Here is a 14,211-nt window from a genome sequence, read left to right on the forward strand (position 1 = left end):
ATGCCGTGCGGTCGGCCGCCTGACAAGCCGGGCTGCGGAAACGCAGCCGCGCGGAAGGTTTAAGCCTGAGCCTCGGCCAGGATCTCGATAGGGTCCCAGCGATAAGCGGTCTGCGGCTGGGCAACGCCACCCACGCCGACCTGACCCTCCATCATCCGAACCCCGCCGAGGCGCTCGTAGAACCACCGATTCGGGTTTTCGCTTAGTACCCAGACGAAGGCACTGCGGCAGCCGGCCGCTTTCAACGCCGCGCCCGCGCTCTGGATTAGACGGCGGCCGATCCCGCGCTCGCGCCAGTCGTCCAGCACATAGAGCGTCTCGATTTCGCCCTCGGCGGCCACGGCGCGAGAAATGCGCCGAGCCGTGACGAAGCCCACCACTAGGCCAGAGACCGGGGCGCCGCTGCGCGCCTCGGCCACCCGCACGATCTGCCCGTCACCGATGAGGCGGCCGTAATAGCCAGCCTGGCGAGGGATGGAGAGACCGGTCAGCGAGTGATTGGGCAAGATCCCGGCATAGGCGCTGCGCCAGGATGCGACATGAACGCCAGCGATCGCCGTGGCATCAGAAGGAACAGCCGCGCGGATAGCGACGAGGTCGGTTTCCGGCGCGCCGGTCATCGCCGCTCCAAAACGGCGGCGAAGAAGCCATCGGTTCCATCCCGCGCCGGGCTCAGCCGGAGCTGGCCATCCCGCATCCTCACGCCCTCGACCCCCGGATCCAGGGGGGTGAAGTCGGGGTTGGCGGCAAGGAAGGCTTTCACCTGGTCCTCATTCTCCGGCGGCAGCAGCGAGCAAGTAGCGTAGATCAGCCAGCCCCCTTTGCGAACCAGCCGAGACGCATCCTGCAATATGGCGGCCTGCTTCACCACTAATTCCGCGAGATCCCGCTCGGTCAGTCGAAGACGGGCGTCTGGATTGCGGCGCCAGGTGCCGGTGCCGGTGCAGGGTGCGTCCACCAGCACGCGATCCGCGCTTTCCCGCCGCCGCTTGGCCCATTTGTCGCCATCCACCAACTGGTGCTGCTCCACATTGTGGACGCCGGCGCGGCGCAAGCGGCGAACCGCACTGGTCAGACGCGGTGCCGAGGTATCGCAGGCGGTGATCTGGCCGCGATTGTCCATTGTCATGGCGAGCGCGAGCGTTTTGCCGCCAGCACCCGCGCAGTAGTCGATCACCCGCATTCCCGGTTTTGCAGAGGCCAGGAGCGCCACGATCTGGCTGCCCTCATCCTGGATCTCAACCAATCCGGCGCGGAAAGCGTCACCCGTCACGACCGGCTTGCGGCCTTCGATGCGCAAGCCCCAGGGGCTCAGTGGCGTCTCTCTTGCCTCGATACCTTCGGCGGCAAGAGCCACCAGCGCGGCGGCCCGATCGCCCTTGAGCAGGTTAACCCGAAGGTCGAGCGGCGCCGGTGCCAGAAGGCCGCCGACCTCGCGCTCGGTCTCGGCGCCGAAGCGGGCTTTGAAGAGCGGCAGCACCCAGTCGGGTATCTCCAGGCGCACGGCATCCGGCATCGCGGGATGGCCGAGATTATGGCCCTCAAGTCGTCGCAGGATCTCGAATTCCTCGGGCAAAAGCTCCGCGGGGGCATAGCGTCCGCCGGAATAGCGGGCGGCAACCTTGCCTGCCGGATCACCGTTCAGCACCGCCATGGCGCCAATCATCAGGCGAGGAGTCGCCTCGCCTTGGGCGCGTTCGACCCACCAGGCGAGGCGGCGCTGGTGGCGAAGAACGGCCCAGCTTTGCTCAGAAATCGCCTTGCGATCACTGCTGCCAATGAAGCGTCGGGCGCGGAAGAAGTCGTTGGCGACGGCATCAGCTGGCTTGCGCGGCGCCGCCGCGATCGCCTCCAGAAGCTCGATCGCGCCGGCGAGGCGGGCATTGGGGGTCAAAGCAGATTCCTGTCCCCCCTCCCTGGGAGGGAGGGGCCGGGGTTGGGTGGCCGCGTCCATCAGACTAGAGCGGATAGGTCCCTCATGAACCCATCCGGAGTGGGTTACGTCATGAACCCACCCCCGGCCCCTCCCTTTTAGGAAGGGGAGAAGCCAGCCGGCCCTCAGTCCTGGCGATAGTTCGGAGCCTCGCGGGTAATCGCGACGTCGTGCACATGGCTCTCACGCAGGCCGGCGCCGGTGACGCGGCGGAAACGTGCGCTGCGCTGCAATTCGGCGACGTCAGGGCTGCCGGCGTAGCCCATGCCGGCGCGCAAACCGCCGACCAGCTGGTGCACCACGGCCGAAACCGGACCCTTGTAGCCAACGCGGCCTTCGATCCCCTCGGGCACGAGCTTGAGCTGATCCTTGATGTCCTGCTGGAAATAGCGGTCGGCCGAGCCCCGCGCCATGGCGCCGAGGCTGCCCATGCCACGATAGGATTTGTAGCTGCGGCCCTGATACAGGAAGACCTCGCCCGGCGCCTCGTCCGTGCCGGCCAGAAGGCTGCCGACCATGACCGCATTGGCGCCCGCCGCGATGGCCTTCACCAGATCGCCGGAGGTACGGATGCCGCCATCAGCAATGGCGGGCACGCCCATCGCACGGCAGGCGGCGGCGCATTCGAGCACGGCGGAGAATTGCGGCACGCCGACGCCCGCGACCACGCGAGTCGTGCAAATGCTACCGGGCCCGATGCCGATCTTCACCGCATCCGCGCCAGAGTCAATCAGCGCCTCGGCGCCATCCGGCGTCGCGATATTGCCAGCGGCAACCTCGACCGCGTTGGACAGCTGCTTGATGCGCTCGATCGCCCGCATCACGCCCGCCGAATGACCGTGCGCGGTATCGACCACGATGACATCGACCCCGGCGGCGATCAGCGCCGCCGCCCGCTTCTCGCCATCCTCGCCGACGCCGGTGGCGGCCGCGACCCGCAAGCGACCGAGATCATCCTTGTTGGCGAGCGGATAGGCTTCCGCCTTGTCCATATCCTTGACGGTGATCAATCCGACGCAGCGATAGGCGTCATCAACCACCAGCAGTTTCTCGATGCGATGCTTATGCAGCAGGCCACGCGCCTCGTCAGGGTTCACGCCTTCCTGCACTGTCACGAGCCGGTCATGGGTCATGAGGGAGGCGACGAGTTCGCCTGGATCAGTGGCGAAACGCACGTCCCGGTTGGTGAGAATGCCGACCAGCTTGCGGGTGGACCGCTCGACGACGGGGATGCCGCTGATGCGGTGCGCGGCCATCAGCTTGCGGGCATCGGCGAGAGTTTCGTCCGGGTGGATCGTCAGCGGATCGACCACCATGCCGGATTCGAAGCGCTTGACGCGGCGGACCTGCGCCGCCTGCTCCTCGATATTGAGATTCTTGTGGATCACCCCGATGCCGCCAAGCTGGGCCATGGCGATCGCCATGCCGCCCTCCGTCACCGTGTCCATTGCCGCCGCGATAAGCGGGATGTTCAGGCCGATGCCACGGGTAAACCTCGCGCGCGTCGATACGCTGCTCGGCAAAACCTGCGAGTAATTAGGCACCAGCAGCACATCGTCAAAGGCGAGCGCCTCCTCGATCGGAGGCCGCGTGATCACCCCCCGAGGAAGGTCGAGCGCCTTTTCCATCGAATTTTCGGGAGAGAGGTCATCTTCAAGTGCCATGGCGTACACGTCCTGCGGAGCCTTGGCGCCCCCGCTTACGCTCGCGCAGGTTACAGATCAAGGAAGCGAACGCGACCCTGCCGTGCTTACGCCGCCATCCAACGGGCCACTCACAGTACTTCCAGGGTCTCCCCGCGCCAGATCGAAGCGAAGTCGGATCATGCGCGTGCTGGCGATCGGCCGGCCATCGACCTCCGCCGGCCGGAAGCGCCAGCTCCAGGCCCATTGCCGCGCGGCCTCGTCAAGTTCCGTGCTGCCACTGCTTCGAGCCAGCTGGGCCGCAGTCACCTCCCCTTGCGGACCGATCGACAGGGCAAGCGTAACCATGCCCTGGTCGCCACGACGTGCGGCATCCGCGGGGTAATCCTGGACCGCAAGCATCTCGGGCACCGCTGAACGAAAATCGAGCGCTGCTACCAGCCGATGCGGCGGATGCCGGACTGAGGGAAAGGTCGCCCAGACCGCGACGGCCGCCAGCACCATTGTCGCGGCGCCGATCATCACGCCGTAGCCAACCCCGCCGAATACGTCGCGCCGCCGTCGCCGCACGAAGTCCGCCGCATCTTGCAAGCGGAGTTGCTCGGCATAGGCGAGCTGAGAGCGTAGCGCATCGACCTGCGAGGTCAGCCGGCCGACCATCGCCGGCGCCGCCCCCGGGCCACCGAGAGAACTGGCATGATCGAGTTCCTCGGACGAGACCATGCCACTGATATGGACGAGGCGACGGAACGTCTCCTTCAAGCCGCCGCCCGTGACAGCGCTTTCCCTCGCCCGCCGCCGGATGCGGCTGAGGGCGGATAGAGCAACGCCATCCTGCTCATCGATGGTGAGTGCCAGGATGTCGGACATGATTTTGACCGCTCGCGGGTCGATCGTATCAATGTCCATGCGACAACTCCCTTGACGCGCTTTCCACTAGGCTCGTGGCGAATAGTCATGGATCGCTGCGGCACGGGTCCTCCGGCCGATCATTTGGCTGAACAGTCGGCTCATCGAATCGGCCCCTCGGTGGTGCGTTACACAAGGGCCATTATTTTCAATACGTCTTAACAACAAATTAAGCCCGGCGTCGCATAACGCCGCAATGAAGCCAGCGAAGATCACATCATGGCTGGCGCGGCTGGCGCTGCTCCTCGTTCTCACGACAATCGGGCTTCCGAGCGCCGCACTCGCCAGTTCAGATTCTGCGGGCAAGGCTAAAGTCGCGGCCTGGCAGCACGCCTTCGCCGCCGGGAAAGATGCAGAGGCTGTGAGAGCCTTGACCGGTGCGGCTGGAAGCGGCGACCCCCGCGCCGCACTCGATCTCGGTATCGCCTACGATACTGGGCATGGCGTCGGACAGGATTCCGCTCAGGCGCTGGCCTGGTTCGAGATCGCCGCACAACTGGGCAGTGCAGACGCCAGCTACTGGGTGGGCGCCATGTATGAGATTGGTCGTGGCGTTGCCGCCGACCATTCCGTCGCCGCAGGCTATTACGCGCGCGCTGCCGCATTGGGAAATAAACTGGCTCAGTATCGATTGGGGCTGCTCTACAAAGCCGGAGACGGCGTGCCGCGAGACCAGCGGCTAGCCAGTCTTCTCCTCCGGCAGGCGGCGAACGACGGTGCGGAGCCGGCACGGCTTGATCTGGCGAGCAAAGCGAAACCGGGCGGCGCATCACGTACTGTGAGCCCGGCCGCCTTCGTCCGCGCCCAACGGTCTCTCCTCACCCGCATGCCTGGGGAAGCGGCGCAGGCGGCGGCGGTTTTTCGGCAGGCCGCTCAAGCCGGCGATCCGCTCGCCGCCTACGACCTTGGCTATTGCTACGAGACCGGCATCGGCCTTCCGCCAGATCCTGAGGCTGCGATACGCTGGTATGGCCAGGCGGCCCGGACCACCAAGGACAAGCGACTGCTTGGCTTGGCGGCGATCGCGCTCGCGGCTGTCGCGCGGCGTCTTGGCGGTTAATCCAGCGGTTCGACCAAAGGCGTTCCGCGCGAAATGTACGCCCGCAGAAAGACGAAGAGGCCGTCTCGGCGCGAGCATATGGGCAATTGCCCACGCGCGCCCGCCATTTGCCGCGAGCAAACCCTAACGCCGCCTCCATCCGTGTGGTGGCGCGGGGAAGACGACGAGGTCGCCCGGCTTGATCGTCGCGCCGTTGGCAGCCCGCACCACCGAGAAGGGCGGCGCCGTAAATCCGCGATAGACCCGCGCATAAAGGGATCTCAAGCTATCGCCGGAAGTGGCCGAGAGAACCATCGGTGGGGCGGCAGTAGCTCGCGACATCTTCCTCGCGAAATCCACGCCACGAGAAGTTTTCCCAGGAGCAGGCGCCGCGACCGAAGTCGGAAGAGCCCGCTTGGTCCCCTGGCGGCCCGGCGGCCCGCGTAAGGCCGCTAGAGTGAACGGCTCGCTGATGAGGTCACTTGCGGATTTACGGGAGAAAGCCGCGGGTTCGGTAAGACCCAGCATGGAGCTATCAACTTCATGAGCGCCTTTGTTCTGAGACACGACGCCATCATGGCGCAACCACGGCAAGCCTGGCGGTAGCACGGGGAGATGCGTGGCCCGGTCAGCAGCCGGGCGTTCGAGTTCAGCTCGCTCCGTCCGGAAACGCAGGACTTCCTCTTCTCGCACGAGGACCCCGAACCGCCGCTGGAAAGCGCGCGCCGCCAGGACAAGGCGGCTGAGGTTGCGGATTGCGCGGGTCCGCCGCATCGACCAGGCGCGCATCGCCGGCGCGGGGATGCAAATCGTCGTGAATGCGTCGGACGAAGGAGAGGCGGCAGTCAACACCAGGAGCGCTATCGTCGGTTCCGGCGCCAAGGTGACTTCAAGCAGCGGAGGTGGCCCCCCGGCCGATCGGAGACCATGCCACGCCGCCGCGCCGAGCCCGAGGGCGGCTACGCTAATCGTCAGCGCGACCATCATGAGCAGGAAGGGAGTGAAGCGGCATTCGATTTCACTGGATATCGAGTCGCGAAGCCGCTCCGCCCATCGCCGCGAGCGGAGCAGTGCGACCGCCGCATTGTCGATCGCGCGCGGGTTGCCTTCGGCGAATCTCAAAGCGCGTTGAGCGGCAGCGGCCGGCGGAGGCTCAGCCGAACCGAGATCTCCCCAGATGCGGGCGAAATGTCGCGCCGCTTCGTCAGGCGGAAGTGGCTGGAGGCCAATAATGACGCTGCCTTGCAGGGTTTCGAGCCCCAGAATGCTGATCCAGGTCCAGCACTCCGGCAGTCCGGCGAGAAGAAAGCGCAGGCGGCGGTCGCGCTCGAGCGCGATGGTTACGACCCGTTCCAGAGTCTTCAGGCCGTCGCGTCCGATCGCCTCGAGATGGTCGATCATTACCACCAAGGACGCGGCCGCACCGCAGGCCGATCGCCGTGCCTGAATCTTTGCATCGAGCGGATCGATGGACTCTCGGGCCGCGTCGAGTTGAACGATGGCGAATCCCCGCGCCGTGAGTTCGATGAGTATCGCGCGCATCGCCAGGCTTTTGCCAATGCCAGCCGCGCCGCAGAGCAAGCACACGGCACGTTCGCGAGCTAGCGCCTCGACAGCCGCCTTGCAGGCGCGACGGTGGCTGAAAGCTAAGCGCTCGGGCCAGTCCTGAAACCGGCTGCGCAACCTACGAAGGGTGAGGCTCACGATCCCGCAAGCTTGCACACAAACCCCTGAGGGAAGGCTTAAGCAGTGAACAAGTCTCCTGCGAACTACACCACTAGTTCTTTTGCACTGTTATGACATAAACCCGCACACAAGAACGGCGAGTCCCTATGCCGCGCCCCGTGGCCGCGAAGCCTACTCCGCTCTCCGCCCGCCCGGCGGCCTTCGTTACCGGTTCGATTATGCGGCATGTCGTCGTCATGGCAACGACGGGCGCGGTCGGCCTTGTAGCGGTCTTCGCGGTCGATCTCCTCAACCTCTTCTACCTCTCTCGGCTGGGCACCAAGCCGGTCGCCGCCGCGATCGGATTCGCGGGCACGATCGGCTTCTTCCAGATCTCGACCAGCATCGGCATGACGATCGGCATCGGGGCCGTGGTCTCGGCCGCGATCGGGGCAGGCGACATGGCCCGGGCGCGCCGGATCGCGACCCATAGCCTGATCACCATGGTGGCGGTGGCCTTCGTTCTCGGCATCGCGACGGCGCTGGCGCGCTGGCCGCTATTGCGGCTGCTGCATGCGGAGGGGGAGACCGCCAGGCTCTCGGCGGTCTTTCTTGTCATCACCTCGCCCTCGGCCGCGCTGATCGCGGTCGGCATGGGATCGGCGGCTCTGCTGAGGGCCTCGGGCGCTGCAAGGCGAGCGATGAACGTAACGCTCTATGCCGCCTTCGCGGTCGCGGCACTCGATCCGTTGTTCATTTTCGGCCTTCATCTCGGGCTTGTGGGAGCCGCGATCAGCACTGTGCTTTCGCGCTTCATTCTGGCGGGGCTCGGCCTGCGTTACGTGCTCAAAGGCGATTTGCTGGGGCGTCCGTCGCGCCCCGCCTACCTCAGCGACCTACTGAAGGTCGGCCGCATCGCTGGACCCGCGATCCTCACAAATATCGCAACGCCGGTGAGCGGTGCCTTCGTGACCCATGCCATGGCCCAGTTCGGCAACGCTGCGGTGGCGGGCCAGGCGACGATCGATCGTATCACGCCGGTGGCCTTCGGCGTGATCTACGCGCTGACGGGGGCGGTGGGCGCGATCGTGGCGCAGAACCTCGGGGCCGGGCGGCCGGACCGCGTGCGTGAGACGATCCGGTCGAGCCTGCTGTTCATGGTGCTCGCGGTGCTGATGGCCTGGGCGATTCTGGCGGCCGTGCAGGAGCCGCTTATCCGCGGCTTCTCCGCCACCGGCACGACGGCCATGCTGGTCGCGCTGTTCTGCAGTTGGACAGCCTCCGGCTTTTTGTTTATCGGCGCGCTATTTGTCGCGAATGCGGCGTTCAACAATCTCGGCCGGCCGGCCTTGGCGACGGTCTTTAATTGGGGCCGAGCGACACTCGGCACCATTCCCTTCGTCTGGATCGGCGAGCGTTACGGCCCCGGCGGCGTTTTGGTCGGGCAGGCGGCGGGATCGGTGGTATTCGGGATGGCGGCGGTGGTGACGGCTTTCGCGGTGACGCGCCGCCTGGTCGCCGCGTCACCGCCGCGCGGGCCGCAGATCATCCCAATTGCCACCGCCCGAGGCGCCATGGCGGATTACATCAGCAGTAAGGACGAATAGCCGCGCGCCACGGTGCAATGACTGCACGACGCGTCGATTCACTTGGAAAATTTATTCGGGTTGTAGTGCTTGCCATACATAAGCCGGTGGTGACGCTTGTGCGTTTTGACATAGGGCGTCCCGGAAATAGACGGCTGTCCTGCCGCGTTGACCGGCGTGCCGGTACTCTGGGCGTCGACGGCCGTGATCAGTGCCGGGGACAGGCATAGGCTAGACGCCAGAGCAATAACGATACGGCTGATACGCATGAGTAGAGCTCCTCCCGTGGTTGATGCTTTGAAGCAGTCTACACCCGGCCGAAGCCGGGCCTGCGACCAAAGACAAAACAAACTTCGAAAAGCAGCGCCCGCTCACCGCTCTTCCAAGGCGAGACGGACCCCAAGCGCGATATAGATCGTGCCGACAGCGCGTCCCTGCCAGCGGCCAATCCGGCTGTGCCGGCGGAGCCATCGGCTTACCGAACCAGCCGCCAGAGCGATGAGTGAAGTGTAGCCAGCGCTCATGGCAACGAAGATCAGTCCGAGGACGGCGAACTGCGAAACCACGAAGCCATGATCAGGGTGCACAAACTGCGGCAGAAAAGCCAAAAAGAATATCGCGGTCTTCGGGTTGAGAACCTCTGCCAGGATTGCTTGCCTAAAAGCCCGACCCGCGTCGATACGCCGCGTGGGAGCGAGCTGGAGATCATGACCCTTTTCGATGATGGCTCTTATACCGAGAAAGATGAGGTACACGGCGCCGACGTATTTCACGACACTGAACGCGATCGCCGAGGTCATCAGCACGGCTGAGAGACCGAAGGTTGCCATGGTGGCGTGAATAAGATCCCCGAAAGCGATGCCGAACCCCGTTGCCACCCCGACACGACGGCCACCCGTCGTCGCTCGCGCGAGAGTGAGCAGGACGGCCGGACCCGGAATCAGGAATAGACCGAGCACGACGGCTGCGAAGGTCAATAGGGTTTCAACATCCATCAACTCGGTCCTTCCAGAACGTCTGACTACAAAGCGACGCGCCGCCAGGCTAGGTCAAGACATCCACATCCGGCTCGGCGTTCGAACAAGCCCTCAATCCGCGATAGCCTCATCAACGTGACGATTGTCTTTGCGGAAACGACTGAGATTGTGCCGCTCGGGCATCGACCTCCTTGCTCGGCGAACTGTGGCCGCCATATCCGTTTTCCAGGTGATCGGTCGCCCGGATGACAGCCTGCGGTAGTGGCGCTACCCTTCCGCAAAACATTGGTGGGGCGGATGCGCTTGTGGTTGGGGGTCGTGCTCGTTTCCGTGCTTGGCGGTCCCGCCTATGCCGATAACGCGAAATGCTGGGGCGACGGAGTAGATGAGCCGGGGCGCCCTGACATCTCCTGCACCGAGCTGACGGAGGGACTGCTGGTCGGCCTGGAGGGAGCAACGAAGGCCGAGGTGCTGCGAGAGATGAACGCGCCGGGAATGCCGGATAACGGTGGAGTCCTTCACTTCGTGAGTAACTATGCCTGGAGGCAGCGTTCGGGCGTTGGTGTTGTTGACTTCCATTTCGGGCCCGATGGAAAGGTCGAGGTTATCAACGCCACCGTGGATGCATCATCCGGCAAGAAGGGTATGAGGTTCGTGTGGAACGCCACCCTCGGAAGCTGTTCCGACTTCTCCGGCAGCATCCAGCGCTGCGACAACCACGAAGGCGCGCCCCGGTCGCTCCAATCTGTAGCCTCCCAGGCACCGATCGGCGGAGGCGCCTGGAGTTGGTTGCCGAGTTGGTTGTTCCCACGCTGAATAGCATTTCATATCCGCCCGAAGCCGCGGGCGCCGCGTTCACGCTGCATCGTGATCCACACCGCATCCGTGCCTGAGGCGGTCGCTGGCGGGGATCGGGTGCTCGCCAAATCACTCGTAAGCGAATACGCCGTCGGTGAGATCGATGGCGGGAAACTGATCCTTCTCCGTCCAATAGTCCTGGGTATGCTGCCACTCAGGCTTATCGCCTCTTTTCGGCAATAGGTGGAGGCCACGGAGTAGATAGCCGGGATTGAAATTCTCCGGGTCGATCCAGGGCAACAAAGGCATGCCCTTGTCCTGCGGCCGAAGGGTCGGCCTCACCTGGGTGGCACCCGTTGCCTTCATGTGGTTGAGCAGACGGCACACGAAATCGGCGACCAAATCCACCCGCAACGTCCATCCTGCCCGGAAATAGCCGAAGACCCAGGCCATGTTCGGCACGCCCGTGAACATCATGCCGCGATAGGTGACGGTGTCGGCGAAGACAAGAGGTTCACCGTCAATGGAAAACTCGATGTCGCCGAGCGCGTTGAGATGGAGGCCTGTCGCGGTGACGATGATATCCGCATCGAGACGCTTGCCGGATTTCAGGAGAATCCCGGAATCGGTAAAGCGCACTATCTCGTCAGTGACAACTGACGCCCTGCCCACTCTGATACACTCCAACAGGTCGCCATCAGGGACAAAGGCGATGCGTTGGCGCCAGGGCCGATAGCTCGGAGTGAAGTGGGTCTCCACGTCGATATCTGGGCCAAGATGGGCACGAACGGCTGACAAAAGCTCCTGCTTCACGACCTCCGGCTCAGAAAATGAACGGCGCGCGAACACGGCTTGGTCGCGCAAGATCCTCTTGCGCACGATCTCGTGGATCCAGGCTTCGTCGATCTGCAATTCGCGCAATTCGTCCGCGATCGGAATCGCGTTGCGGCTCGTTCTAAAATAGGTCGGCGAGCGCTGCAGCATCGTGACGTGGCCGCAATCATCGGCGATCGCCGGGATGAGCGTTGCAGCGGTCGCGCCCGAGCCAATGACGACAACATTCTTGCCCGCATAGTCGAGCTGTTTCGGCCAGGTCTGCGGATGGACGATCTGGCCCTTGAAGCTGTGCATCCCCTCCCACTCGGGCGTGTAGCCCTTGGCGTGCCGGTAATAGCCCTGGCACATCCAGAGGAAGTTGGCGGTGAACCGGGCAGTTTCGCCAGTCGCGGTCCGGATCGCCTCGACTGCCCAGTGTTTCTCATCGCTCGACCAGCGTGCGGAAGTGATCCGGTGCCGATAGCGAATTCGCGGACCAAGCTCGTTGTCGTCGATGACCTCACCCAGGTAGCTCAGGATCTCGGCGGCGGTGGCGATCGGGGCGCTCGTCCAAGGCTTGAACCGGTAGCCGAAGGTATAGAGGTCCGTGTCGGAACGGATGCCGGGATAGTGATGTGTGAGCCAGGTGCCGCCGAAGCTTTCCTGGGTTTCGAGGATGACGAAGGTGGTGCCTGGGCACTGCTTGGTGAGATGATAAGCGCCCCCCAGGCCGGAAATCCCTGCGCCAGCGATCAGCACGTCAAAGTGCTCGGCGCTCTCGTTTGATGTTTCGGTGGAGCTTCTCGTTTCGGTCATCGGTTTCGATCCTCTCCGCTCGGGTCCTATTTGCGGCCGGAAGAACAGGCGTTTTGGACCTCTATTGGCATAGTTATTGCAATAACAAAAAATTCATTGCGCCGTAGGAGGGATACCGATGCCACCAGACCATCGCGAGGTACCGACCTTCGTCATTACCGGAGCCCACCCAAAGCTTTATAACCACGATCTAGCTCCGACCAAACCCGAGGAGCGGACCTGGGGCGTCTTCAGCCTTTTTGCGATGTGGATGTCCGATGTCCATTCCGTCGGAGGCTATACCTTCGCGGCGAGCCTGTTTTTTCTGGGCCTGACAGGCTGGCAGGTTCTCATCTCGATGCTCGTCGGCATCATGATCGTCTACTTCCTGATGAATCTGATCGGCCGGCCGTCGCTGCGCTACGGCATTCCCTATCCGGTTGTTGCCCGCATCTCGTTCGGTGTGATGGGTGCCAACCTCGCGGCCGTCGTGCGCGGGATCGTCGGGATAGTTTGGTATGGCGTTCAGACTTACTTCGCGTCCAAGGCGGTGCAGGTTCTGGTAATCACCCTCGCGCCCTCCACCGTGTCGCTCACCCATAACAGTGTCCTGGGCCTCTCGACGCTTGCCTGGGCCAGCTTCATCTTCATGTGGCTTTTCCAGCTCGTCATCTTCCTGAGCGGCATGGAGCGCATCCGCAAATTCATCGATTTCTGCGGCCCGGTTGTCTACGTGGTTATGTTCGCCTTGGCGATCTGGATCCTCTGGCATGCCGGCTTCTCCAGCTTGGCGCTGCAGCTCAGCCCTCCGGCGGCATCGACAACGGCGACGATCGGCGTGATGGCGAACGCGGCAATGTTGATCGTGGCTTATTTCGCGGCGCTCTTGTTGAACTTCGGTGACTTCGCCCGATTCGGGAAGAACGAGTCCGCCATGAAAAAGGGCAACTTTCTCGGGCTTCCGGTCAATTTCCTGGTATTCTCGATCATCACCGTGATCGTTACGGCCGGCACGCTGAAAGTATTTGGGACCGCCATCATGGATCCCGTTCTGATCGTGCAAAAGATCGGCAATCCGATCGTCGTTATTCTCGGTTCCGTGACCTTTATCGTCGCGACGATGGGCATCAATATCGTCGCCAACTTCGTTTCCCCCGCCTACGACATTTCTAATCTATATCCGCAGCGCATCAATTTCCGCCTCGGCGGCCTGATCACCTCGATCCTGTCCGTGCTTGTCTGCCCGTGGTTGTTCGTCGCGAGCCCCCAGGCGATCACGCTGTTCGTCAGCATCTTCGGCGCCGTGCTTGGGCCGATGTTCGGCATTATCGTCTCTGACTACTATCTGGTGAAGCGACAGACCCTCATCGTCGAGGACCTCTATACGATGTCGTCCGGCGGCTCCTTCCACTACGACGGTGGCTGGAACCGCAAGGCGGTCATCGCGCTGGCTCTGGCGGGAGCGCTTTCGATCGGCTTGTCGCTACTCGGCGCTTATAAGGTGATATTCAACGTCGGCGACTGGGGCTGGCTCATAGGAGCCTCCGCTGGGGCACTCATCTATGTCGCGCTCGCCGGCCAACGCAGCGCGATACGCACTGCTCCGGCTGGAGGGTGAACCTTCGATCGCCGCTTGAGGCTCGAAGCCGCCGGTCCACTCCGGCGGCTGGCTCCCGTCTCGCCCCCGGGATTGACCTCGATCAGGAGGGGATAACGCCTCCGCCGGTCTTGTCGACGACACCGGAACCCGACGCGCCGCGCTCGAATTCACGCAGCGCCTCCTCCGTTGTGCGGGTCGCCCAGCGGATGGAAAACAGGCCCGCGACGAAGCCCACCGCGAGCCCGACGAAAAGGGCTAGCGCGACGATCATCCGACACCCCCCAAGTAGCCGGGTCGTGCTATCCCGGCCTCCACGTGCACGCACAGGTTGTTTACACAACCAAGAGGGGATTCTCCACGACTATCTCTCGCGGCCTCGGCTTGTGAGGGAGCGTCGTCGCTCGGCGCCATCGCCCGGCTGTCGCTTAAGGTCGCTGCGCTGCCGGAATT

The 14,211-nt window shown here is 63.8% G+C and carries 13 protein-coding genes; 4 read left to right on the plus strand and 9 right to left on the minus strand.

What is annotated here, in order from left to right; all coding sequences use genetic code 11:
• Positions 1-59: 59 nt before the first annotated feature.
• From GSQ83_RS19755 to GSQ83_RS19770, 4 genes are all read right to left on the minus strand, one after another.
• On the minus strand, positions 60-620 hold the full coding sequence (locus GSQ83_RS19755; RefSeq protein ID WP_158804587.1) for a GNAT family N-acetyltransferase: 561 nt from the start codon (positions 618-620) through the stop codon (positions 60-62).
• On the minus strand, positions 617-1,894 hold the full coding sequence (locus GSQ83_RS19760; RefSeq protein ID WP_158804588.1) for an RsmB/NOP family class I SAM-dependent RNA methyltransferase: 1,278 nt from the start codon (positions 1,892-1,894) through the stop codon (positions 617-619). Before GSQ83_RS19760 ends, GSQ83_RS19755 begins: the two co-directional genes overlap by 4 nt.
• Positions 1,895-2,058: 164 nt before the next feature.
• Positions 2,059-3,561 carry an IMP dehydrogenase gene (gene guaB, locus GSQ83_RS19765; RefSeq protein ID WP_158804860.1) on the minus strand — a complete coding sequence of 501 codons (1,503 nt, stop codon included), beginning with the start codon at positions 3,559-3,561 and terminating at the stop codon, positions 2,059-2,061.
• Between the two features lie 93 nt (positions 3,562-3,654).
• Positions 3,655-4,485 (minus strand): energy transducer TonB, encoded by an 831-nt coding sequence (locus GSQ83_RS19770; protein ID WP_158804589.1) that lies wholly within the window; start codon positions 4,483-4,485, stop codon positions 3,655-3,657.
• 196 nt (positions 4,486-4,681) lie between these two features.
• Here GSQ83_RS19770 and GSQ83_RS19775 point away from each other — a divergent pair, with 196 nt between their 5' ends.
• The gene (locus GSQ83_RS19775) at positions 4,682-5,545 is read left to right on the plus strand and encodes a tetratricopeptide repeat protein (RefSeq protein ID WP_158804590.1); all 864 of its coding nucleotides are present in this window, start codon (positions 4,682-4,684) and stop codon (positions 5,543-5,545) included.
• Positions 5,546-5,668: 123 nt separating this feature from the next.
• Here the strand turns inward: GSQ83_RS19775 and GSQ83_RS19780 are convergent, their stop codons facing one another.
• Positions 5,669-7,228 carry an AAA family ATPase gene (locus GSQ83_RS19780; RefSeq protein ID WP_158804591.1) on the minus strand — a complete coding sequence of 520 codons (1,560 nt, stop codon included), beginning with the start codon at positions 7,226-7,228 and terminating at the stop codon, positions 5,669-5,671.
• Positions 7,229-7,356: 128 nt separating this feature from the next.
• Between GSQ83_RS19780 and GSQ83_RS19785 the strand changes: the two genes are divergently transcribed.
• Positions 7,357-8,796 (plus strand): MATE family efflux transporter, encoded by a 1,440-nt coding sequence (locus tag GSQ83_RS19785; protein ID WP_158804592.1) that lies wholly within the window; start codon positions 7,357-7,359, stop codon positions 8,794-8,796.
• Between the two features lie 38 nt (positions 8,797-8,834).
• On the opposite strand, the gene GSQ83_RS19790 is transcribed toward GSQ83_RS19785, so the two are convergent.
• Both GSQ83_RS19790 and GSQ83_RS19795 read right to left on the minus strand, forming a co-directional pair.
• Positions 8,835-9,044 carry a hypothetical protein gene (locus tag GSQ83_RS19790; protein WP_158804593.1) on the minus strand — a complete coding sequence of 70 codons (210 nt, stop codon included), beginning with the start codon at positions 9,042-9,044 and terminating at the stop codon, positions 8,835-8,837.
• A gap of 102 nt (positions 9,045-9,146) precedes the next feature.
• Entirely contained in the window at positions 9,147-9,770 is a 624-nt protein-coding gene (locus tag GSQ83_RS19795) for a LysE family translocator (protein ID WP_158804594.1), read from the minus strand.
• A 279-nt stretch (positions 9,771-10,049) separates the two neighbouring features.
• Here GSQ83_RS19795 and GSQ83_RS19800 point away from each other — a divergent pair, with 279 nt between their 5' ends.
• A complete protein-coding gene (locus GSQ83_RS19800) occupies positions 10,050-10,568 on the plus strand; it encodes a hypothetical protein (protein WP_158804595.1) in 519 nt (172 codons plus the stop codon).
• A gap of 111 nt (positions 10,569-10,679) precedes the next feature.
• On the opposite strand, the gene GSQ83_RS19805 is transcribed toward GSQ83_RS19800, so the two are convergent.
• Entirely contained in the window at positions 10,680-12,182 is a 1,503-nt protein-coding gene (locus GSQ83_RS19805) for an NAD(P)/FAD-dependent oxidoreductase (protein ID WP_158804596.1), read from the minus strand.
• 118 nt (positions 12,183-12,300) lie between these two features.
• Between GSQ83_RS19805 and GSQ83_RS19810 the strand changes: the two genes are divergently transcribed.
• Complete coding sequence (locus GSQ83_RS19810; protein WP_158804597.1) at positions 12,301-13,779, plus strand: NCS1 family nucleobase:cation symporter-1; 1,479 nt, start codon at positions 12,301-12,303, stop codon at positions 13,777-13,779.
• An 82-nt stretch (positions 13,780-13,861) separates the two neighbouring features.
• On the opposite strand, the gene GSQ83_RS19815 is transcribed toward GSQ83_RS19810, so the two are convergent.
• Positions 13,862-14,032, minus strand: coding sequence for a hypothetical protein (locus GSQ83_RS19815; protein WP_158804598.1), 171 nt, complete (start codon positions 14,030-14,032; stop codon positions 13,862-13,864).
• Between the last annotated feature and the right edge of the window lie 179 nt (positions 14,033-14,211).

The organism is Acidisoma sp. L85 (assembly GCF_009765865.1).
In the GTDB taxonomy this organism is placed as follows: Bacteria; Pseudomonadota; Alphaproteobacteria; order Acetobacterales; family Acetobacteraceae; genus Acidisoma.